Genomic DNA, 20,145 nt, shown 5'->3' on the forward strand with positions numbered 1-20,145 from the left:
GCTTTTACTATACCGTGTTTTCAAGGAACGGTATACTAAAGCGGCTCAATGTTCAAAAAATCGCCGAATATTAACGTCCAAAAGTCTCTGGCTTAACATACGGACTGCCTTCGCCTTCTTCTTGCGTTTGGATATTATATGGAACAACCTTATACTCTGTATTCGAAAACACATTGGCATAAGGCATTGTATAGCTGCCCACGCCTGTCACTGTGTCGATCAGCGTCTCGCTTCCATTTCTCTTTTCATAGATACGGTATTCAACGCGTTTATCCTCCTGATTGTCCCAAGACAGCTCTAATGTAAACAATCCTTTGATTTTAAACGCATAGCGGGCTTCAAATCCTGATAGTCCCTCTAAATGGATAGGCGACTCGAGCTCTTTTATCCCCTCTGGTTTTTCAAACGTTTCATTGGTGATTTGAGCTGTTGTTAAAATATCTTTAAACAGCTGCACTGGGTATTGACTACCCCCCGTTAAATAGTGGCTGTTATCGGTTTTGTCATACCCCATCCAAATCGCCCCCGTTGTACTAGGCGTATAGCCGGCAAACCAAGCATCCTTTGTTGCACCTTTCACACCCGAATATGTGGTGGTACCTGTTTTACCTGCTAAATCTCCAGCGTATGAACCGCTCTGGGCTGTCCCGCCTTTGACGACTTGCTGAAGCATTCTTGTCATATTCCAAGCATTCTGCACGCTAAACACTCGTTCTTGCTTACCACGATTCTTTTCTACAGTTTCTCCTTCATCATTGGTGATTTTTTGAATGAAGAAAGGCTTTTTATATACGCCTTCATTTGCAAATGTATGAAAGGCTCCAGCGATCTGTAATGGAGAAACTCCTTTTTCTAAACCGCCAAGCGCCAAGGCTAGTCCTTTATCCGAGATATCTATCCCCATTTTCTCAAGATAAGATTTCGACGTATCAATGCCCAGCTGGCTTAACGTCCACACAGCAGCGGTATTTTTACTTTTCATGAGGGCTTCCACCATTGTGACCCTGCCTTCATACTGCCCATCGTAATTCTTAGGTGAATAGCCGTCATAGCTTTTTTCTTTGTCTTCAAGCAGTGAATAAGGTCTGAATTTTTTCTCCTGCATTGCCGGACCGTAGACCGCGATCGGCTTAAAAACAGATCCAGGCTGCCTAACAGCCGTCACCCTGTTATAGCCTCTTGCCTGATATTCTCGTCCTCCGATGGCTGCTTTCACTCCGCCAGAATCGTTATCAATAAATACGGCGCTGCCTTCCGGAGATCCGCTTTTTCCCGGGAAATAACGGTTGTTCTTCATCGCATCATATGCGGTTTTTTGCAGATTCATATCAATCGGAACTGTAATGGTATAGCCGCCTTGAAGCAATTGTTCGTGTGAAATGGCATACTCTGACTCTGCTTCTTTAATGATGAGATCGACATAGCTGTCCACCCAAGGCGTTTCTGATTTCTTTTTCAAATGAATACCTAGTGTTCTCCCTTTTGCTTCTACTGTTTCTGTGGAAGATAAATATCCTTGTTCGTTCATTAAATTCAGGATGGTGTCCCGCCTTTGTTTATTTTTATCAGGGTGTAAAACAGGCGAGTAAGAAGATGGTGCTTTTGGCATCGCAGCGAGCGTGGCACCTTCGCTGACTGTTAAATCTTTGACATCCTTACTAAAGTAATAATTGGCCGCTGCCTGAATACCATAAACACCATGGCCGAAGTAAAGCTGATTCAAATACATCTCAAGCAGCTTATCCTTTGAATAATCTCTTTCTAAATTAATGGCAATAATGACTTCTTTCGTTTTTCGGAGAAAGGTTTTGTCATTTGTGAGAAAAATATTCTTTGCAAGCTGCTGAGTAATTGTACTGCCGCCCTCTACCTTTCCTCCTGCTAATATATCTCGATAAACCGCCCTTGAAATAGACTGTGCATCAATGCCGTGATGCTCATAAAAACGCTTGTCCTCGACAGCCACAAAAGCTTTCGCTACTTTATCAGGCACCTCTTTTAAGGACACAGGGTCCCGATTTTCTGAATACATGCTTGTGAGTTCTTTTCCATTCTGATCAATGATTTTGGAGGAAGCGTGAAAAACAAGCTTCTTTTCATCTATGACATAATGTCCTAAAAATAAAATCGTCAGATAGCCAATAAATGAGAGTACGATTGTACTTCCTGCAATGACTAATGGAATGATTATCTTCTTTTTCTTCAAATTAGGTCACCTCATTCCTTTATACGGATAGTATGGGATGTATTGCTTCATAATATGTTTTATGGATTGACTACCAAAGAATTATATATCATTCTTTTGTTATACTATCAAGCAGGAGGCGGTTTAGATGAATTTCTATATTACATATGGAACAGCAGATTTTTTGCATAAAATCGCAAAGAAACACCATCTGGAAAATCTGCTTTATATGGTCGGGAAAGAACAAGCAGCTCTTTTTCATGAAACGGAGGGTGAGACTGTATTTAAAGCCCCTCATGCCTATGATGTGATTTATGCGAAAGGCAAGCTTGTCCAATCTGGTTTCGTCACCTTGAATCATATCCCTGTTAAGCTTGAAAGCAGAACACTGTTTGAATCCACCTTTCAGAAAAAGACGAACATTTCAGAACATCAGCGCGGTTTCCAGGCTCTTCGCGTTTTAAGACCTCAAAAAGATGAAGAAGTTTATTTGATTTTGACACTTTGGGAATCAGAGGACTTGTTTCAAGACTTTCAAGAATCAGAAGCATTCTTTCAGCCACACGAGGATACAGGCTCCATTTTCTCTCGTCCAGCTTACCTCACATCCTACCATGCCGTCACAGACAATTAAGGAAGTGCTGCTCTCAGCACTTCTTTTTTTCATCAAAAAAAAGCCCAGTCGCTGGGCTCTTCATTTTATCCGCTTGATTTTAGCTCATACCGATGAATGATCGGCTGAAGCACATAGAAATTCAGCAATATCCATCCTAATAAAATCGGCCACTTCAACATAGGTGAAGCACCTTTCAATTGAATCAGCAGCACCAATAGCGGAATCAAGCAGATCATGAAAAAACTCATTTTTGAGACAAACGTTTCTTTGATTTGATGCCGGCAGCTTGGACATATCATCATTTTCGTATGTGATAAATGAAACTTTTCGACGAAAGAAAATGTTTTTGAACAATTTGGACAGCTTCCCAACGCTACTCCTCCCTTTCCCTGCTTCATATCAACTTCGACCTTTTTTGTAAAATGACCTTTTGATACTGGCCACGAAATCCTCTTCTGTTGAAAGATTCTAACAATTACCATACAATCAGTAAAAGAGCATGAAGGAGGTTTTCGATTCAATGACAATATCCACTTTACAAAAAAGCATCAATGAACGTCTTGATGAACATTATGAGGAAATGGTTGAAATTAGACGCCATCTCCATATGAATCCTGAACTTTCTTTTCAGGAAGAAGAAACAGCCGCTTTCATCGCCAACTACTATAATACTTTACAAATTCCTACGCGTACTCAGGTGGGCGGCCATGGCGTACTCGCTTTTATTGAAGGAGCTTCTCCGGGGCCAACCATTGCCCTCAGAGCTGATTTTGATGCACTTCCCATCCACGATGAAAAGGATGTGCCTTACAAATCAACAAAGCCTGGAGTGATGCATGCGTGCGGTCACGATGGGCATACTGCGACACTTCTTGTATTAGCAAAAATCTTGCATACACATCGTGATCAATTAAAAGGGAAGATCGTCCTCATTCATCAGCATGCGGAAGAATATGCTCCAGGCGGTGCAAAACCAATGATTGAAGATGGTTGTTTAGACGGTGTCGATGTGATATTTGGTACGCACCTTTGGTCTTCAGAGCCTTGTGGCACGATTCTTTATAAAAGCGGGAATTTTATGGCAGCCGCCGATCGTTTCTCTATTCAAGTCCAAGGGAAAGGCGGACACGGCGCCCAGCCTCATTTAACAAAAGATGCCGTACTCATCGGTTCACAAATCATTGCAAACCTGCAGCAAGTCGTTGCCCGTAAAGTCAATCCGATTGATTCTGCTGTTGTCTCTGTTGGAGGTTTTGTAGCGGAGAATGCCTTTAATGTCATTGCAGATTCAGCTGTTTTAACTGGTACTGCACGATCCTTTGAAGAAAGTGCACGGCAAATTATCGAACGAGAAATTGAACAGGTGGTAAAAGGGGTGTGCCAAATGCATGAGGCTGCCTACACATATGAATACGTAAGAGGATACCCTGCTGTCAAAAACCATCCAAAGCCGACTGAATATATTGCTGACATTGCAAACCAGACAGATGGTGTCACAGAAGTAAAAGAAGCGGAAACCCAAATGGGCGGAGAAGACTTTGCTTACTACCTTCAGCATGTCCCTGGCACATTTTTCTACACAGGTGCCATGCCGGAAAACAGCCAGGACGTGTATCCACATCATCATCCAAAGTTCGATATCAATGAAAAAGCAATGCCTGTCGCAGCAAAGGTACTCGCTAACGCTGTTCTTTCCTACAATGAATAAAAAAAGCCGCTGTCATCAGCGGCTTTTCTATTTCATTTCTCTCAATATTCGCATGTGAAACACATGGCGTGCGACATCTCCGAGCTGTCCTGTCAGCTGATGATTCGCCACCCCGCCAACAGCGGCTCCGACGACCGGCATTAATTGAAACAGCTTCACAAAATCAATGTAATCTCGATACTCCTGCTGAAAGCTGTACCAATCCATTTCCTCCCGGCTCGTTTCCCAATCATCTAGGATCTTCATCATTTTTTGACGATGTGCACTGCTGGAAAAGGCGAGTTGAAATATACAAAGCAAAAAAAGTCTTTCCTCCTTTTGAGATAAATCAAAGCCATATATACTTGCCAGCTCATAAAGGCATTTCATCTTTATGCTCAGCAGCAGCGGAAAGTCTGCCATTCCGAGGAATAAACCGCCTGCACCTGTTCCAATCCCTTCGATGGCAGCCGCCTTTTGGTAATACTTCACTTTATCCTTTGCCAGTTCATTTCGTTCTACAATAGATAATTGTTCATCAATCACTGAAAATGAAGTGAAGTGTGATCCTGATACGGTGGATTCAACCATTGTTTTGACCGCACTTGTAATGACTTGATGAAACCTGGCAGGAATTCGGCGGTTCACCTGCTGCTGAACTCCTTTTGAAAACCGTTCGATCTTTGATGGTTTTCTTAAAAAACGTGTTTGAAAAAGAATGGCTTCTTCATACAACTCCCGTTCAGCTGCATTCATCCGGTTCCCTCCTTGATGTCATCATACGATCGCTGTAAAACATATCGCCACTTATCTCATCTTTTTTAACCTGCTTTGTACGTAAGGCTTAAAGAGGATAAGCACAAACGCCAAAGAAATGAGAAGGGCAAGTCCGCTTCCCTGCCAGCCTCCCGCTGGAAGTACCGCACAGCTCAGCAAGATTGATTGGATGATCAGCACATTACGGACGAGAACAAAAAAGCTTCGATCCTTTTCTTTTTGAGAAACTGGATAAAGTGCCTGTAATGAAAGATGAGCAAAGTGCTTCGTTAACGGCACAAGCTGTACACCTGTGATAAATACTGTGAACAAGACAAGTAACGCACCCACCCAGCCTGCTGCACCTGTATACAAAATAATCAGGACAAACACGGCCGTTAATCTAAAAACGAGACCAAAATAGTCATTTGAGCGTACAAACGCCCTCACATACATATAAGAAAAAGTTTTACGCTGATCGTAAGGAACAAATTTCATAAGCCAATCCATGTATGCTCTTCTTTTCACCTGTTTCTTTAAGTGAGGCACATCTGTAAATAAGTTTGCTAAACGATAAAAGCGCTGCTTCCGTTTTAATTCATCAGAAATATGCATTTCCCATTGAAAGGGCTGTTTTTTCACTGCATTTGTTAAGTAGACAAGATATGCACCATAGATAAGATAAAAAACGATTGCAATCGCATAGGCTGCCTGTAAGACGGTGTAGATCAACATCACATTTAATAGAAAACGAAGAGCTGCATCGAGCCATCTCACGTGTTTTCCTTGAAAATATGTGATTCTCCATTGAATGGCTGTATTCAAGCCCTTTATCAAGATCATTTGCGCCAGTATCAGCACATACCCCGTGATGCCTCCTGAAGACACCGCCGAATAAAGCGGAAGTGCGACAATGGATACAGCAATGAGAGGAAACAGCTGAGAAATGAAGCTAAAGTTAAAAGCTTGTTTTAAGTAAGGCTCCATCTTCCCTTCCAAAGGAAGCAAGAACACGAGATCGGCTTCTTTAATCAACGTACGTACGTATGAGCTTGTGAGTACCAATGAGAAAACAACTGCCATTACCCAGTAAGATGGGAAGTGAGCCGGAATATGTTTAAGCCAGCTGCTGTACCAGCTTGCTCCGCCTGCAAGGAAAAAAATGAGCACAATAACAAGATGATCGTTGAACATGTATTTTAAGTATTTTCTTGTTTCTTGTACGTGTTCCTCTAACCTTGATTTCCAAATGGTTTGCGTTGTTTTACTCATAGCTTTCTTCCTTTGTTAATTCCAAATAAAGATCATCGAGTGTCGCATCTCTCATATTGAACTGTTCTCTCAGCTCTGCCAGCGTTCCTTTCGCTCTGATTTCCCCTTCGTGCAAAATAATGAAGGAATCACAATAGCGTTCAGCTGTCGCCAAAATATGTGTTGACATCAGGACACTAGCACCGCTTTTCTTCGCAGCATTCATCCGTTCAAGCAGTGCATTGATCGCAAGAGGATCAAGCCCTAAAAACGGTTCATCGATGATATACAGCTCTGGTTCCACAAGGAATGCACACATAATCATGACCTTCTGCTTCATTCCTTTTGAAAAATGAGCAGGGAACCATTTCAACCGTTTCTCCATTCGAAATTCTTTCAGCAATGATGGCAGACGTTCGTCTAATTGTTCCTTTGATAGACCGTAAGCCATCGCTGTCAGCTCTAAATGCTCTTTTAACGTTAATTCTTCATATAAAACAGGTGTTTCAGGAATAAACGTAAATTGTGAACGATACGCCTCTTGGTCGTCTTGAAGGGTTCGTCCATTCAATTCAATGACACCTTTATGCGGTTTCATGAGCCCGATAATATGGCGGATGGTTGTACTTTTCCCCGCCCCGTTTAAGCCAATGAGACCCACGATTTGATTTCTTTCTAATTCAAATGAAATATTTTTTAGAACGGGATTCTTCGTATATCCACCCGTTACATCTTTTACAGTGAGAAGGGACATGAATTCGTTCCTTTCTTTCTTTTTTCCTTTATAGTAACAAAAACGAATGATAATTTGAAATGTTTACCTATAGACGAGTCATGAATAAAAAATAGGCGCTTTGGTCATCATAATGTATGTAGAAGAAATGAACTTGATGACCAATAAGTAAATGAGGTGTTTGTTAAAGGCAAAGAACCGCATGACAAGTTGGTTTTTCATCTAAAAACCTTAGCTTCTGTTTTGCTTCACTGATTCTTGATTTTTGTGTCCTATACAATATGTATACGACAAACCAAAACGTCAAATGAGGTGTTTACGGCAGAAATAGCAGGCATATGAATTCTTTATTTCAGTAAATAGAGAATTCAAAAGGCATTCGAATGAAAGCATCAGCATTTCTTCTGCAGGAGCAGGATGAGCGACCAAAGGAGTTCGCTTGTCCTGTTTTCTTTTTTGCTTCTTTTTGTGATACGATAAAGGAAAAATAATGAGGAGTGACATGGCGTGAGCGACTGCATTTTTTGCAAGATCATTGATGGAGACATTCCATGTGCAAAAGTATATGAAGACGAGCATGTATTGGCTTTTCTTGATATCAGCCAAGTAACAAAAGGACATACCCTTGTAATCCCGAAAATACATAAAGAAAACATCTATGAAATGACACCAGAAGTGTCTAACCACTACTTCCAAGCGATTCCGAAAATTGCAAGGGCGATCAAACAGGAGTTTGAACCAATTGGGTTAAACCTCCTGAACAACAACGGTGAAAAAGCCGGACAATCCGTGTTCCATTACCACATGCATATCATTCCGCGCTACGGAAAAGGCGATGGCTTTGGTGCTGTATGGAAATCACATCAAGATCAATACACGTCAGAGGATTTAAAAGACATTTCTTCTGCCATCCACACGCGGCTTACCTCATCTTAATAGATGGGGTTTTTCTTATTTTTACCTCCTTTTTCATCGCTATCACTTCTTAATAGTAAGATATTTTGAACGATTCAAATTTTTTGTCCAAATGCTTCAAATTTGTGATAGGATGGTTTTATCTTTTGATCCATTAACGCGAGAAATAGGGAGAGATAGTGATGAAGCGAACGACGAATTTTAATGCTGGTCCGGCGGCACTGCCGCTAGAAGTGCTTCAAAAAGCACAGGAAGAACTTGTTGATTTTAAACAAACTGGAATGTCTGTGATGGAGCTTTCTCATCGCAGCGGTGAATACGAAGAAGTACACAATAAAGCAAAAGCGCTTTTGGTGGAACTGATGGACATTCCAGAAGATTATGAAGTCCTCTTTTTACAAGGCGGAGCTAGTCTTCAATTTGCGATGATTCCTATGAACTTTTTACATGAAGGCGAAACAGCTCATTTCATTCAAACAGGCGCTTGGTCTGAAAAAGCATTGTCAGAAGCAAAAGGGTTTGGTCAGACATCTGTGCTTGCTTCAAGTGAAGACGACAACTACTCGTATATTCCAGAAGTAGATGCTTCTGATTTAACAGATGGTGCTTACTTACACATCACATCGAACAATACGATCTTCGGCACTCAGTGGAAAACGTTCCCGAACACGTCACTCCCGCTCATTGCGGATATGTCCAGTGATATTCTCAGCAAAAAAATAGACGTTTCTTCATTTGATTTCATCTATGCCGGAGCACAAAAAAACCTAGGACCTTCAGGTATCACGATTGTGATTGCGCGCAAACGTTTATTAGAGAAAGAGAAAAGCAGCACACCGAAAATATTAAAATATTCAACACACGCAAAAGCCAATTCTCTTTACCATACACCACCGACTTTTGCGATTTATATGCTGTCACTTGTCCTTGAGCATGTTAAACATGCTGGCGGTGTAGAAGCAGCGGAAAAACGCAATGAACAAAAAGCAGGCATTCTCTATGATACAATTGATCAAAGCGGCGGTTTTTATAAAGGACATGCGCGTGCTGACAGCCGTTCGCATATGAATGTCACCTTTACTCTTCGCGATGACGCACTTACGTCATCCTTTGTAGAAAAAGCGAAGCAAGAGCAAATGGTTGGACTTGCCGGCCACCGTTCTGTCGGTGGATGCAGAGCATCTATTTACAATGCGGTCTCAATTGAAGACTGCCAAAAGCTTGCGGACTTTATGAAAAAGTTCCAGCAAGAAAATGAGTAAAAAGGCTTTTCTATAGGGAAATAAATTTGTTATAATAACGAGAAATATAAAGTCATGACTCTTGCAATAAATGATGAGCCATATTATTGGAGAGTCCTATAAGAGCTTAGCAGAGGAGAGCATAGAAATGAAAACAAAAGAATTAGTGATTATGTCATTGCTTGCAGCAATGGGAGCTGTTTTGCATACGATTTTCCCGCCCATCTTTTTCGGAATGAAACCTGATATGATGCTGGTCATGATGTTTTTAAGCATCATCCTTTTCCCAAAGGTTCAGCATGTTGTCGTGATTGCGCTAGTGACTGGCGTGATTTCTGCATTAACAACGGGATTTCCAGGCGGACAAATTCCGAATATGATTGATAAGCCAGTAACAGCCTTTATCTTCCTAGCTCTATTCTTATCTTGCTTGAAGATAAAGAACAAAGTGGTGCTGACCGCTGCGTTAACTGCGATTGGAACCATCGTATCCGGTGTGATTTTCCTATCTGCCGCTTTACTGATCACTGGACTGCCAGCTGCATTACCGGCACTTCTTGTGGGCGTGGTCCTGCCAGCAGCCGTGATTAATACCATTGCTATGGTATTTGTCTTCCCAATTGCTCAGTCCATTTTGAGACGTGCAAGAATGATAGAAGTTGCTTAACGAATAACCGAACCTCTTCATAATAGATGAAGAGGTTTTTTTCATGCTTTTATAAAAGAAAAAGGGTCAGCAGCAAAATGAGGAGTGAAATCCCTGCACCTGCTGCACACACAAGTGCTTTTTGCTTTAATACATGTTTTGGCGGATAAGACCCTGCATACCCAAGCTGTCTTGCATAATGAATAGAACCACCTGTAAAAACGATGCCGATACACATAAAAACGAACAGAAAGACAGACAACCTTCTCCCCTCCCTTTTCTTCAAAAGTATGCTAAAATAAAGCAAGCTATGTATGGAAGTTCAATGAAGCTGATCGTCAGCTCAGAGAGAACATGCGAATGTGTAAAATTTGACTAGAGGTGATTTGAATGGCTAGTGGACGTTCTTTATTAACAGGATTATTTGTAGGCGGTCTCCTCGGAGGTGCGGCAGTGCTCCTGACGACTCCCTCTTCTGGCAGAGATGTGCGCGGAAAGATGAAAGACGGCTATGACAAATTCGAAGATACGCTGACAAAATTAAAAAGAGATGGACAAGCTTTAAAAGAGCAAATTGTGGAAACAGCAAAAGAAAGCGCAGAGGTCATTAAAGAAGTCGGGTCTGAATTGCAAACATCGATTCAGCAATGGCGCGAAGAAATCAAACCTCATCAGCAGGACTTACAAAAGGAAATTCAAGAGATTGAGGAAAAGCTCAAACAACTGGAGAAAACCTTACAAAACTAATATACTCACAAAAAAATATTCGTTTACAAAAGTGTGCGGGGTGCGTATCCCGCACTTTTTTTGTTGAAAAAAGGTTATTTTGTCAATGTTTTTCATGACTTTTAAAAATTCTTGAATTTTCAGCTTTATTAATCTTTATTTTATTGGCATAATAGAATTACAAGAAAAAGAGAAGTAGGTGAAATGGATGAATCATTCGGAACAGCCTTTCGATGTAAAAGAAGCACTTTTATTCAGTCAAAGAATGGCCCAATTGAGCAAAGCTCTTTGGAAATCCATTGAAAAGGACTGGCAGCAGTGGATCAAACCGTATAACCTAAATATCAATGAACATCATATTTTGTGGATTGCGTATCAATTAAAAGGAGCTTCAATATCAGAAATTGCAAAGTTTGGCGTCATGCATGTATCAACGGCGTTTAACTTCTCCAAGAAACTGGAGGAACGAGGATTTTTAAAATTTTCTAAAAAGTTAAACGATAAACGCAATACGTATATTGAGCTAACGCCAAAAGGCGAAGAGACTTTCCATAAACTACTCGAAGATTATGACCCGGCCCGAACTGGTATTGTCAAAGGCGCACAGCCGCTTCATGACATTTACGGAAAGTTCCCTGAGATTTTAGAAATGATGTGTATCATCCGAAACATTTATGGTGAGGATTTCATGGAGATTTTTGAGAAATCGTTTTCAAACATTGAGAAGGACTTTTTGAATGAGCGAGGAAAAGTCACGAAAAAGACTGAAGAACTTGAAGACTCAGCAGAGGCAGCAGAAAAAGCAGCTAAAACAAATCAAATTGTTTAATGATCTTTATAAATTCATTCATTAACGGCTGAAACAGCCCTTGATCATGCAAAGCAAATATCGTCTCATGAACATCCAGCTTTTCAATTAACTGTCCCGCAAAGAGCGCAAGGAGATCGTCAAACATGACGTAGCCTTGTGCTTTTTGCTTATCCATTTCCTCTGAAAGCTCAGCACAAATACGCTCAATTTCCTCTGCCTCTTCTTTCGTTACACGCTGCCTGATCAATAACGCATAATATGGATAACGGCTCATATCGGATGTCGTCAATAAAAGTTCCATATAATATTCAAGCTGGCTCATTCGTTCCTCAATACTCATGTACGTTCCCTCTTTCTCTTAGTCCTTCTATTTTAGCCGAAATTACTCATTGACGAAAGAGACGAACCTCCCCCTTCTGTTCTTTTTTCTTGAAAAACCCAAAGTTTCCTCTCTTTATTCCATTTGAAGGCAGCATTTTATTTTTTTTCATCAAAACCATTGATTTTTATCCTCAGGAAGAGTAAATTATCTTGAGATATTCAATTCGATTTTTAGATTGGAAGGATGAAAAATGAATTGTTGGAAGACCATTAATCTTGAAAAGGATTATGGTTATACGAGAATGATGATTTCAGCCATAAGTCTTGCTATCCTTTTTTTCATTATGGCATTTTTATGTTTTCAACTGACTCATCCTGAAACGAGGCTAAGCAGCCATAACGCACCGTTTTTTGCCGTGCTCTTACTTGTGACATTGCTTGTCCACCGTGTGGTTCACTTGATCCCAGTGATGAAAAATAAGAAAAAAATGACGCTATTTATGAAACGAAATTGCTGGCAGCGCGTGCCTAAGAAAGTGATGCTTTTTTCACTTCTCAGCCCGTTTTGTGTCATCTCACCGGTTTACTTTGTGTTAGGCGTGGCGTTTCCCATGTACGCACACTATTTTATCATCATCGCAAGCATACATGCAGGCTATTGTTTGCCTGACTTTTTATTTGCATGGAAGTTGCTCAAAGCACCTAAATCCTGCATCATTGATCAAGCTCAAGACGAGTTTGATATTTTAGTTGACCAAACTTCCTCATCATGAGGTTTTTAAAGCCAACTTCTATCTTTTTCATAAAAAATTTGGTAATGTAGTATGGGAATAGCGTAGAGAGGGGGGATCTCCGATAGTTTTATTTTACTTCATCGTCTTTGCCGCGTTTATTGTGTATTCAATAAACAGGCTTACTAATACATTATGCCTTGTCAGAGAGATTCCTGAAGAACGGCAAGATAAGGTGTTTCGCTTTATCAATGTATCGATACTGATCTTACTTATCTCATCATTTGTTGAAATTACCATTTCTATTTAAGATCAAAGCAAAAGCTGCCAGTTTGAGGGCAGCTTTTTGTGTATATTTTCATTAGCAAATCCAAGATGCACCGATGATGATCAATAAGATGAATAATACGACGACTAGTGCAAAACCGCCTGCAAAGACTTCTCCTCCCATGTGAAAACACCTCCTGCCAGTTCTTCCTCTGTTCTAAGCTCAGTGTATGCAGAAAAATAAAAAACGTTTAGGCACCTGTCATCGTTTGAAAAAAGAACCGCCCTCACGCACGGCAGGACGGCTCCCTTCTGTCACAGCGATTTAATTAATAAAGATATGCTGCACCAACGATGATCAGCAAAATGAATAGCACGACCAATAAAGCAAACCCATTAGAATATCCTGCTCCCATATAATTCAGCCTCCTTTTTGTGATCAATATATGTGTATGTCGCGCGCAATTTTTTGACTAGACGAATGCCCTTCCATTTGCATTTCTTTTTACAGCATGTCACAATATGTTATGATACAAGCAATGATAAATAATTTGGAAAGATTAGGAGTGTTTTTTGAATGAAAAAAATGGCTTTAGCAGCTGTAACAGCAGTAAGTGTTTTAACTCTTGGCGCATGCAGTAGCGGTGATAAAGATGTAATCGCAACAACAAAATCAGGAGATGTCACAAAAGGAGAACTTTATACAACTCTTAAGAAACAAGCAGGTGGAGATGCTCTAAACCTACTTGTTCAACAAAAGGTTCTTGCTGACAAATACAAAGTATCTGATAAAGAAATTGATAAGAAATTGGAAGAATATAAAAAGACACTTGGTGAAGATCGTTTAAAACAGCTTCAAGATGAATTCGGTAAAGATTACATCAAAGATCAAGTGAAATATGAGCTGCTGACTCAAAAGGCTGCCAAAGCTAACATCAAAATCACTGATAAAGAAGTAAAAGCATATTACGATGACCTTAAAGGGAAAATCCGCGCAAGCCACATTTTAGTAGCTGATAAGAAAACAGCTGACGAAGTGGAAAAGAAATTAGATAAAGGTGAAAAATGGGATGCCCTTGTCTCTGAATATTCAACTGATACCGCTTCAGCAGCACAAGGCGGCGATGTAGGCTGGTTCGCAAAAGAAGGCCAAATGGACGAGAACTTCAGCAAAGCTGCTTTCAAACTAAAAGTAAATGAAATCAGCAAGCCAGTGAAATCCCAATTCGGCTACCATATCATTAAAAAGACCGAAGAACGCGGTAAATACGATGACATGAAAGCAGACTTGAAAAAGGAACTGCTTGACCAAAAACAAGCAGACACAAATGAAATCCAAAACATCTTAAACAAATTGGTAAAAGATGCTGATGTGAAAGTAAAAGATAAAGAGCTTGAAAAAACGTTCAAAGAAAAATCTGAACAGCCTGCACAAAATCAGCAGACACAACAGTAACCACAAAAAACCCCTCTGCCATCATCGTGCAGAGGGGTTTTTGTATGACGAGATTAAGCAATCGAATGATCTTCATGTGCCGCAGTATCCTGTGATCTTTTCACCTGCTGATCCTGACGTCTGCGCTCTCTTTCCTGTTCCATTCGCTCGATAAAAATTTCTCCTTCCTTTTCAATAAAGGATTGATCAATTTCTTGCTCCTCTTTGGCTGTTGTCATTAATTTATACGCACAGAAAATAATGCCGATAATACATGCATATACCCACCACGGAAAAAACAACATTTTTTCACCGCCTCCTTTTCTTAAGGACATTCCTCTCTTCCTTTGTGTTACATGCTTATGCGAAAAGAAGACAAGTTATGAAAAAAAACGCCCGCATAAACGGACGTTTTGACATGATTATTCGTGATGGAAGGTTGGTTTATAAAACGAACGATTCTCAAGTGCAAAAATACGTTCTGTATATTCTCCTGGTTTCACATGCTCAAGCGCACGATCCATCATGTTCATTTTCGCATCTAAATTATCAATATAGTGGAGAATTTCAGCTTCTTTCACCATTGGTGGTTTCGGGCTGCCCCATTCTCCTTTTCCGTGATGACTCAGGACTAAGTGCTGTAAAATCAAAATTTCCTCTGAATCAATGCTAAGCTCTTCCGCCGCTTTCGCAATTTCTGTCACCATAATGGAAATGTGGCCAATTAAATTCCCTTCCACTGTATATGTGGTGGAGACTGGACCCGAAAGCTCTTTCACTTTCCCTAAATCATGAAGAATGATGCCTGAATATAAAAGATCTCGATCTAGTGATGGATATAGGTCAACAATGGATTTAGCTAAATGCAGCATGGACACGACGTGGTAGGCGAGTCCAGAGACAAATTCGTGATGATTTTTTGTCGCTGCTGGATAATCAGCAAATTCCTGACCGTATTTCTTCAGCAAATGCCTTGTAACGCGCTGAATATTAGGGTTTTTCATATCAAAGATATATTGCATAATCGTATCCATCATATCGTGTTTTGGAATAGGAGCTGTTTCGAGAAAGTCATCAATTCGAATTTGCTCGTTTTCAGCAACAGGGCGTATATTCCTAAGCTTCAGCTGATTCCTCCCGCGATAATGATGAATGTCGCCTACTACCTTCACGATGGTTTGCGGGGCATAGGTGAGTTCATCATTCTGCTTTGCATCCCATAGTTTCGCCTCAATATCTCCACTTTGATCTTGAAGAATGAGCGTTAAAAATGGTTTGCCATTACTCGCAATTCCTTTAGTAGATGATTTAATTAATAAATGCAGGTCAACTTGTTCGCCGACATCATAGGTCATGATCCCTTTAGCCATTCAATAAAAGCTCCTTCCATGTTTCTGCTCATATAAGTATAACATAAGTCATTATTTGTCAATCATTCAACTGCTAAACTCGTAATCTGTCCATGTTCTGCTGCCTGCGTCATATGCTGATGACAGGTGAAATAAAACAGCTGTGTTTCAAAACGAGTAAGTTCATTCATCAACTCAAGCACTCTTCCTAGACGAACATGATCAAAATGAACGAAGCTGTCATCCATCATAAACGGAAGCTGACACTCCTGCTGATGAGATAAGGCGAGTGCAAAACGAATGGCCAGATAGACTTGCTCACATGTTGCTTGTGAGAGCTCCTCTGGGCGGAAGATTCGTCCATCCATCCTTTTCACGATCAGCCGGTCATCTTCGGGTGAAAATAAAATGGCTTCATATCGATCATTCGTTAACGGCTGAATAAAGCGGGAAGCTGTTTGCAGCAGTGCTGGCAGCCTTGTTTCTTTATGCTCATTCAATTTTTCTCGAATGACGGAGCGGACAAGCTGAATTGCCGCCCATTTTTTCGCAAGGTGCTTTGCATGCTCCTGCTCAGCTGCAAGCTGATGAGTCAAATCAGACACCGTACCTGAAGCTTCTATTTGCCGGATTTCCACTGCTCGTTCTGCCAGACGTTTTTCCATATTCGCCGCATTCGATTGTATGTTATTCAGGTGCTGCTTCGCTTTCGCACACTCCTCTTCAAGAAGACGCAATCCTTTGCGAACAATCGATTCTTCCTCATCAAAGCAGCCGCTTCTATGCAGCTCTTGATTCAGCTGCTGCAAATGGGAAAGCCGTTCCCGATATTCTTTCGATAGATGAGAAAGAATTTGGTAATCTTCTTTGGACTCTGCTTCTACTTGACGAAAAAGCGCGTCCATTTGTTTTTCGTAATAGTCAATTTCCCCTTCTAGCGTCGTGAGCTGCTGTTTTACATGTTGAATCGATACATCCAATGTCTGACGTTCTTTTTCTCTCTTCGCCTCCTCTTTCAATATCTCTTGAATGACCAAGATGTTCTCTTGAATGGTGCCTTCCTTTCGTTGAAGAAGACCCACCCTGTGCTCATAGTTGGATTGCTGGCCGGCAAGCTCGTCTATTTCCCGGCTAAGCTCCTCATATTCCGCTGTATTCGTTTTTAATTGCTTCAGGATCAGGAAGGCTTCTACTAAGAAAGAAAGCTCTGAGGACAAGCCCAGCTGTCTTTTCTTTTCCTCTACTTGCTGCTGGACAGGTTCCAGCTCCTTCTCCCAGTCTTCATATTGCCGGATGATCCTTTCGTACAAAAGCTCCTTCTGCCTCACAAGCGTTTCAGCTGAAGCTGCCTGTACTTGGAAGGAATCGAACGTTCCCCCACCGCTTCCCTGTTTCTCCTGTGTTGATTTCAAAAATGGGTAAATGGCAAAGAAGACAAAAACAGAAAATCCCGCAAATAAGAAAGTAACCCACCACTCTGTTAAAAAGAAGAGGACAAGCAGAAATGCAGCATCAAACATCACCATCACAGGAAATAACCACGCCCGGGAATGAACCTGTTTCTCTTTTGCTCTTGTCCCCCCAGCTTCCACTGTACTATGCGATTTGGCCTGCTGTTCCTTTAATCCTTTTAAAGCGGTTTCCGCTTCTTCCAGCTCATGTCTTGCATGATCAAACCGGTCATCCAGCTGTGCCTTTCTGTCCATTAAACGAACGTATTGGCTGACAGCCTCCTTTAATTCCCACTCAAATTCAAGAGAGTCATCAATCTGTTCGAGCTTGACTGAACGCTGCTGCCACTTCAGCTTTGCTGCGGCTTCGTCCATTTTTTGTTTCAATGAATTACGTTCTGCTTTACATTCTGCTAAGCGATTTTTGACAAGTTCAGCATGAGATGATTCATCAACGACACGCTTCATCTCCAGTAACGTATCCTTGTCATGAAGCGGTTGAACTTGTGCCAGCGAGGTTTGCAAATGATCTAATTTTTGCTTTAGTGCAGTCATTTGAGCCTTTTTCGGGTGAAGATGTGATTCTAATTTATCCAATTCATGCTCTGTTTCTGCTTTAAAGCGTTTGACTCGTTCTGGATAACGGGCTAATTCTTTTTTTAACTCCATCTTCTTCTCTATCATGGGATAAAGTCGAATGTGTTCATTTAATTGCTGAATCTGTTCTTCTGTCTGCTTCATTTCCTTTTGAAGCGCTGCGATACTCTCTATTAATTCGGAATGCTCCCGTTTTTTATCTGTATAACGGCCTTCTGCCAATCTAGCTTGTTTCAGCTGGCCAGTCAGCTCTTTTAAACGATAAAGCTGCTGGTTTAATTCCGGCTTGCGGCCATTTGGTTTGAACAGCTGCTCCTGCTGCTTAAGCAGCCTGCTATCCATCTTGGAGGCCGCATCTGAGCCAAATAAACTTGAGAAAAGGAGGAATTCACCGATTTGATCTTCGTTTAAGGCTTGAACATTTTGCAGTCCAAACACATCAAATGAATAAATTGATTGGAATAATCTGCGATCCGTTCCCTTTAAAAGAGTCCGTAGAAATGCCTCGTCTTTCACTTCACCATTCGGTAAAAACACCTGTGCTTGACCGCCTCGGTCGGACGATCTCTCAATGTGAATGACACCTAACCCCTCATCTAAGCAAGTGAGGGACCCGCCATAAAAAGATCCTTGTTTCGGCTTGTACAGCTTGTTTTTTGAAAAACCAAATAACATCGACTCAATAAACGCCTTCAATGTCGTTTTCCCCGATTCATTCAGACCGTAAACTAGCTGAAAACCGTCATCAGAAAAGTGAAAGGTTCGATTTGAAAATTTCCCAAAATTCGCTATATGGAGTGAACGTATTTTCATCATACCTCTCCTTTTCTCATAATTGCTTCAGCTGTTCCGTCAGCAGCCTTTGTGCTTCTTCTTTTATATCCACTTCATCCTCTTTTGTGAGCGCTTGTCCTGACTTCCTGTAGGTTGGGTGACGCTTGATCGTTGAAAGGAGCTCTTCATATGATTCAAACTGTGCAATTTCTGCCGTTAGTTCCTTCAAAAAGGAATCTTCTGGATAGATCACATCCTCGTTTGTTCGGCAGTCAATTGACATCACCCAAACGAACACATCTTCATCTTCCTCCTGCTCATGAAAAACAGTCATCAGCTCCTCGAGGACCTCAAGCTGCGTATGCTCAAGGTAAGAAGGCGCATCACCTGTCAATTCAATTCTCACAAAATGAGGAATGCCTTCCTTTTTCAGTTCATTGATTTTGCTTTCCACAAGTGTGACAAGATCCGTCATATGAGCTGTTTCTGTGATGTCTATTACTAGTTTCTCAAAGATGATATCTGCACAGCTTATAAAATCCGCTGCCCGTGAATCTTCGGAGAGGTGAATCAAGTAACAGCCTTTTTCTCCCGTTTCTTTTATATGTCTGCCTTGCACATTACCAGGGTAAATAATATATGGGTCTTCATCATGCAGAAGGGCTCTTTTATGTATATGTCCAAGCGCCCAATAATCGAAATCCCGCGCTATGAGCTGCTGAAGCTGAAATGGGGCATATGCATCATGTCCTTCTTGTCCGGCTAATGTGCCGTGAAGCATCGCAATGTGATAGGCAGCATCTGTTGTTTTGACATAGTGAGATGTCATATTTTCATAGACAGCCCGTTCTTTGTAGCTAAACCCATAAATACTCGCGACAAGCTGATCCCCTCGATAATAGGAATGCTCACTCGGTGTACTGCTCGAAAAGACATGTACATTCTCGGGCCACTCAATCGGTGTCCATTCACCGCTTAAATGATCATGATTCCCATAAATAATAAAGACTTCAATCCCGTGTGTTTGCAGTCTTACAAACTGGTTTCTTAAAAATAGCTGTGCTTTCAGGCTGCGATTGGATTCATCAAATAAATCTCCGCTCAGCAACACAAAGTCTACTGCCCGCACAATGGCGAGATCAAACATGTTCTTAGCGCTTTGAAATGTACTTTCTTTGAGCCGCTTAAATATGGAACTAGGTATAGTCGACATTCCTGCAAATGGACTGTCTAAATGTAAATCTGCGGCATGAATAAAGGTGAGCTTAGTCAAACGTCTATCTCCTTGTCCGATACTGTCATTGTCCATATTTTATCATGCCATTTTTACGAATGCACGTTCTATCACTCTCATTCTAAAAAACACATTTTTAAGGGCTAAAAAAGAGGTTTTGTCTTATTCCATGTTTAATTACATTAAAAACAGAGGAAAGGAAGATGAGGCATGGAGAAGACATACTTTTTAACCGTATTTGACCGGTCGGGTGAGACTTTATTAAATGAAAAAATCACAGCGGATGGTGACGAGAAGGCAAAGGAATTAGGACGTCATCGCTTAATGGAACAGCAATACACAAAACATTCTCATCGACTCGTTGATCAAGCAGGCAAGCTTCTTTTATTTGAACGTTAAAAAAGCCGGCTTTCGCCGGC

At 41.0% G+C, this 20,145-nt stretch carries 24 protein-coding genes; 11 read left to right on the plus strand and 13 right to left on the minus strand.

Annotation, left to right across the window (positions count from 1 at the left end; all coding sequences use genetic code 11):
- Positions 1-70 precede the first annotated feature (70 nt).
- Positions 71-2,206 (minus strand): transglycosylase domain-containing protein, encoded by a 2,136-nt coding sequence (locus ACLGGR_RS04335; protein ID WP_410972564.1) that lies wholly within the window; start codon positions 2,204-2,206, stop codon positions 71-73.
- Between the two features lie 127 nt (positions 2,207-2,333).
- Here ACLGGR_RS04335 and ACLGGR_RS04340 point away from each other — a divergent pair, with 127 nt between their 5' ends.
- On the plus strand, positions 2,334-2,819 hold the full coding sequence (locus ACLGGR_RS04340) for an antibiotic biosynthesis monooxygenase family protein (RefSeq protein WP_142944425.1): 486 nt from the start codon (positions 2,334-2,336) through the stop codon (positions 2,817-2,819).
- A 65-nt stretch (positions 2,820-2,884) separates the two neighbouring features.
- On the opposite strand, the gene ACLGGR_RS04345 is transcribed toward ACLGGR_RS04340, so the two are convergent.
- Positions 2,885-3,037 (minus strand): hypothetical protein, encoded by a 153-nt coding sequence (locus ACLGGR_RS04345; RefSeq protein WP_223250951.1) that lies wholly within the window; start codon positions 3,035-3,037, stop codon positions 2,885-2,887.
- Positions 3,038-3,321: 284 nt separating this feature from the next.
- On the opposite strand from ACLGGR_RS04345, the gene ACLGGR_RS04350 reads away from it, so the two are divergent.
- On the plus strand, positions 3,322-4,509 hold the full coding sequence (locus ACLGGR_RS04350) for a M20 family metallopeptidase (RefSeq protein WP_410972565.1): 1,188 nt from the start codon (positions 3,322-3,324) through the stop codon (positions 4,507-4,509).
- Positions 4,510-4,536: 27 nt separating this feature from the next.
- Here the strand turns inward: ACLGGR_RS04350 and ACLGGR_RS04355 are convergent, their stop codons facing one another.
- The 3 genes from ACLGGR_RS04355 to ACLGGR_RS04365 are packed head-to-tail and all read right to left on the minus strand — an operon-like array spanning position 4,537 to position 7,249.
- Positions 4,537-5,244 carry an EcsC family protein gene (locus ACLGGR_RS04355; protein WP_410972566.1) on the minus strand — a complete coding sequence of 236 codons (708 nt, stop codon included), beginning with the start codon at positions 5,242-5,244 and terminating at the stop codon, positions 4,537-4,539.
- 51 nt (positions 5,245-5,295) lie between these two features.
- Positions 5,296-6,516, minus strand: coding sequence for an ABC transporter permease (locus ACLGGR_RS04360; protein WP_410972567.1), 1,221 nt, complete (start codon positions 6,514-6,516; stop codon positions 5,296-5,298).
- Positions 6,509-7,249 (minus strand): ABC transporter ATP-binding protein, encoded by a 741-nt coding sequence (locus ACLGGR_RS04365; RefSeq protein WP_073979228.1) that lies wholly within the window; start codon positions 7,247-7,249, stop codon positions 6,509-6,511. The genes ACLGGR_RS04360 and ACLGGR_RS04365 overlap by 8 nt, the downstream gene beginning before the upstream one ends.
- Before the next feature lie 486 nt (positions 7,250-7,735).
- Here ACLGGR_RS04365 and ACLGGR_RS04370 point away from each other — a divergent pair, with 486 nt between their 5' ends.
- The 3 genes from ACLGGR_RS04370 (at position 7,736) to ACLGGR_RS04380 (ending at position 10,051) form a co-directional block, all read left to right on the plus strand.
- Positions 7,736-8,164 (plus strand): HIT family protein, encoded by a 429-nt coding sequence (locus tag ACLGGR_RS04370; protein ID WP_024425457.1) that lies wholly within the window; start codon positions 7,736-7,738, stop codon positions 8,162-8,164.
- A gap of 161 nt (positions 8,165-8,325) precedes the next feature.
- A complete protein-coding gene (gene serC, locus ACLGGR_RS04375) occupies positions 8,326-9,405 on the plus strand; it encodes a 3-phosphoserine/phosphohydroxythreonine transaminase (protein ID WP_142944419.1) in 1,080 nt (359 codons plus the stop codon).
- Positions 9,406-9,532: 127 nt separating this feature from the next.
- Complete coding sequence (locus ACLGGR_RS04380) at positions 9,533-10,051, plus strand: tryptophan transporter (RefSeq protein WP_095408118.1); 519 nt, start codon at positions 9,533-9,535, stop codon at positions 10,049-10,051.
- Positions 10,052-10,100: 49 nt separating this feature from the next.
- Here ACLGGR_RS04380 and yhzF read toward each other — a convergent pair whose 3' ends face one another.
- A complete protein-coding gene (gene yhzF / locus ACLGGR_RS04385; RefSeq protein ID WP_142944418.1) occupies positions 10,101-10,292 on the minus strand; it encodes a membrane protein YhzF in 192 nt (63 codons plus the stop codon).
- Between the two features lie 128 nt (positions 10,293-10,420).
- Here yhzF and ACLGGR_RS04390 point away from each other — a divergent pair, with 128 nt between their 5' ends.
- Together ACLGGR_RS04390 and ACLGGR_RS04395 are read left to right on the plus strand one after the other, a co-directional pair.
- Positions 10,421-10,777 (plus strand): YtxH domain-containing protein, encoded by a 357-nt coding sequence (locus ACLGGR_RS04390; protein ID WP_048238393.1) that lies wholly within the window; start codon positions 10,421-10,423, stop codon positions 10,775-10,777.
- A 187-nt stretch (positions 10,778-10,964) separates the two neighbouring features.
- Positions 10,965-11,585, plus strand: coding sequence for an HTH-type transcriptional regulator Hpr (locus ACLGGR_RS04395; protein ID WP_070325667.1), 621 nt, complete (start codon positions 10,965-10,967; stop codon positions 11,583-11,585).
- Here ACLGGR_RS04395 and ACLGGR_RS04400 read toward each other — a convergent pair.
- Positions 11,563-11,907, minus strand: a complete 345-nt coding sequence (locus ACLGGR_RS04400; protein ID WP_142944417.1) for a YhaI family protein — start codon at positions 11,905-11,907, stop codon at positions 11,563-11,565. The two genes, ACLGGR_RS04395 and ACLGGR_RS04400, sit on opposite strands and share 23 nt — an antisense overlap.
- 232 nt (positions 11,908-12,139) lie before the next feature.
- On the opposite strand from ACLGGR_RS04400, the gene ACLGGR_RS04405 reads away from it, so the two are divergent.
- On the plus strand, positions 12,140-12,661 hold the full coding sequence (locus ACLGGR_RS04405; protein WP_410972568.1) for a DUF3267 domain-containing protein: 522 nt from the start codon (positions 12,140-12,142) through the stop codon (positions 12,659-12,661).
- Between the two features lie 82 nt (positions 12,662-12,743).
- Positions 12,744-12,929, plus strand: coding sequence for a hypothetical protein (locus tag ACLGGR_RS04410; RefSeq protein ID WP_072368131.1), 186 nt, complete (start codon positions 12,744-12,746; stop codon positions 12,927-12,929).
- 51 nt (positions 12,930-12,980) lie between these two features.
- Here ACLGGR_RS04410 and ACLGGR_RS04415 read toward each other — a convergent pair whose 3' ends face one another.
- Entirely contained in the window at positions 12,981-13,070 is a 90-nt protein-coding gene (locus ACLGGR_RS04415) for a YjcZ family sporulation protein (RefSeq protein ID WP_017360317.1), read from the minus strand.
- Between the two features lie 145 nt (positions 13,071-13,215).
- Complete coding sequence (locus ACLGGR_RS04420) at positions 13,216-13,302, minus strand: YjcZ family sporulation protein (RefSeq protein ID WP_008361129.1); 87 nt, start codon at positions 13,300-13,302, stop codon at positions 13,216-13,218.
- Positions 13,303-13,463: 161 nt separating this feature from the next.
- Between ACLGGR_RS04420 and ACLGGR_RS04425 the strand changes: the two genes are divergently transcribed.
- A complete protein-coding gene (locus tag ACLGGR_RS04425; RefSeq protein ID WP_039177572.1) occupies positions 13,464-14,342 on the plus strand; it encodes a peptidylprolyl isomerase in 879 nt (292 codons plus the stop codon).
- Between the two features lie 53 nt (positions 14,343-14,395).
- Here ACLGGR_RS04425 and ACLGGR_RS04430 read toward each other — a convergent pair whose 3' ends face one another.
- The 4 genes from ACLGGR_RS04430 to ACLGGR_RS04445 form a co-directional block, all read right to left on the minus strand.
- Complete coding sequence (locus tag ACLGGR_RS04430; protein ID WP_041089925.1) at positions 14,396-14,626, minus strand: sporulation YhaL family protein; 231 nt, start codon at positions 14,624-14,626, stop codon at positions 14,396-14,398.
- Positions 14,627-14,743: 117 nt separating this feature from the next.
- Positions 14,744-15,691, minus strand: a complete 948-nt coding sequence (yhaM, locus tag ACLGGR_RS04435; RefSeq protein WP_267585932.1) for a 3'-5' exoribonuclease YhaM — start codon at positions 15,689-15,691, stop codon at positions 14,744-14,746.
- Between the two features lie 62 nt (positions 15,692-15,753).
- Positions 15,754-18,531, minus strand: coding sequence for an ATP-binding protein (locus ACLGGR_RS04440; protein ID WP_410972569.1), 2,778 nt, complete (start codon positions 18,529-18,531; stop codon positions 15,754-15,756).
- A 16-nt stretch (positions 18,532-18,547) separates the two neighbouring features.
- Entirely contained in the window at positions 18,548-19,765 is a 1,218-nt protein-coding gene (locus ACLGGR_RS04445) for a metallophosphoesterase family protein (RefSeq protein ID WP_410972570.1), read from the minus strand.
- Positions 19,766-19,936: 171 nt separating this feature from the next.
- Here ACLGGR_RS04445 and ACLGGR_RS04450 point away from each other — a divergent pair, with 171 nt between their 5' ends.
- Complete coding sequence (locus ACLGGR_RS04450) at positions 19,937-20,125, plus strand: YhzD family protein (protein ID WP_034282213.1); 189 nt, start codon at positions 19,937-19,939, stop codon at positions 20,123-20,125.
- Positions 20,126-20,145: the final 20 nt, after the last annotated feature.

The sequence above is a fragment of the Bacillus sp. BD48 genome (genome assembly GCF_046566805.1).
GTDB classification, from domain to species: domain Bacteria; phylum Bacillota; class Bacilli; order Bacillales; family Bacillaceae; genus Bacillus; species Bacillus safensis.

Bases quoted from the DNA above. Each gene is read 5' to 3' on its own strand.
- ACLGGR_RS04340 (WP_142944425.1), top strand. From the start codon at position 2,334: ATGAATTTCTATATTACATATGGAACAGCAGATTTTTTGCATAAAATC.
- ACLGGR_RS04345 (WP_223250951.1), bottom strand. From the start codon at position 3,037: ATGATCTGCTTGATTCCGCTATTGGTGCTGCTGATTCAATTGAAAGGT.
- ACLGGR_RS04350 (WP_410972565.1), top strand. From the start codon at position 3,322: ATGACAATATCCACTTTACAAAAAAGCATCAATGAACGTCTTGATGAA.
- ACLGGR_RS04355 (WP_410972566.1), bottom strand. From the start codon at position 5,244: ATGAATGCAGCTGAACGGGAGTTGTATGAAGAAGCCATTCTTTTTCAA.
- ACLGGR_RS04360 (WP_410972567.1), bottom strand. From the start codon at position 6,516: ATGAGTAAAACAACGCAAACCATTTGGAAATCAAGGTTAGAGGAACAC.
- ACLGGR_RS04365 (WP_073979228.1), bottom strand. From the start codon at position 7,249: ATGTCCCTTCTCACTGTAAAAGATGTAACGGGTGGATATACGAAGAAT.
- serC (WP_142944419.1), top strand. From the start codon at position 8,326: ATGAAGCGAACGACGAATTTTAATGCTGGTCCGGCGGCACTGCCGCTA.
- ACLGGR_RS04380 (WP_095408118.1), top strand. From the start codon at position 9,533: ATGAAAACAAAAGAATTAGTGATTATGTCATTGCTTGCAGCAATGGGA.
- ACLGGR_RS04390 (WP_048238393.1), top strand. From the start codon at position 10,421: ATGGCTAGTGGACGTTCTTTATTAACAGGATTATTTGTAGGCGGTCTC.
- ACLGGR_RS04395 (WP_070325667.1), top strand. From the start codon at position 10,965: ATGAATCATTCGGAACAGCCTTTCGATGTAAAAGAAGCACTTTTATTC.
- ACLGGR_RS04400 (WP_142944417.1), bottom strand. From the start codon at position 11,907: ATGAGTATTGAGGAACGAATGAGCCAGCTTGAATATTATATGGAACTT.
- ACLGGR_RS04405 (WP_410972568.1), top strand. From the start codon at position 12,140: ATGAATTGTTGGAAGACCATTAATCTTGAAAAGGATTATGGTTATACG.
- ACLGGR_RS04415 (WP_017360317.1), bottom strand. From the start codon at position 13,070: ATGGGAGGAGAAGTCTTTGCAGGCGGTTTTGCACTAGTCGTCGTATTA.
- ACLGGR_RS04420 (WP_008361129.1), bottom strand. From the start codon at position 13,302: ATGGGAGCAGGATATTCTAATGGGTTTGCTTTATTGGTCGTGCTATTC.
- ACLGGR_RS04425 (WP_039177572.1), top strand. From the start codon at position 13,464: ATGAAAAAAATGGCTTTAGCAGCTGTAACAGCAGTAAGTGTTTTAACT.
- ACLGGR_RS04430 (WP_041089925.1), bottom strand. From the start codon at position 14,626: ATGTTGTTTTTTCCGTGGTGGGTATATGCATGTATTATCGGCATTATT.
- yhaM (WP_267585932.1), bottom strand. From the start codon at position 15,691: ATGGCTAAAGGGATCATGACCTATGATGTCGGCGAACAAGTTGACCTG.
- ACLGGR_RS04440 (WP_410972569.1), bottom strand. From the start codon at position 18,531: ATGAAAATACGTTCACTCCATATAGCGAATTTTGGGAAATTTTCAAAT.
- ACLGGR_RS04450 (WP_034282213.1), top strand. From the start codon at position 19,937: ATGGAGAAGACATACTTTTTAACCGTATTTGACCGGTCGGGTGAGACT.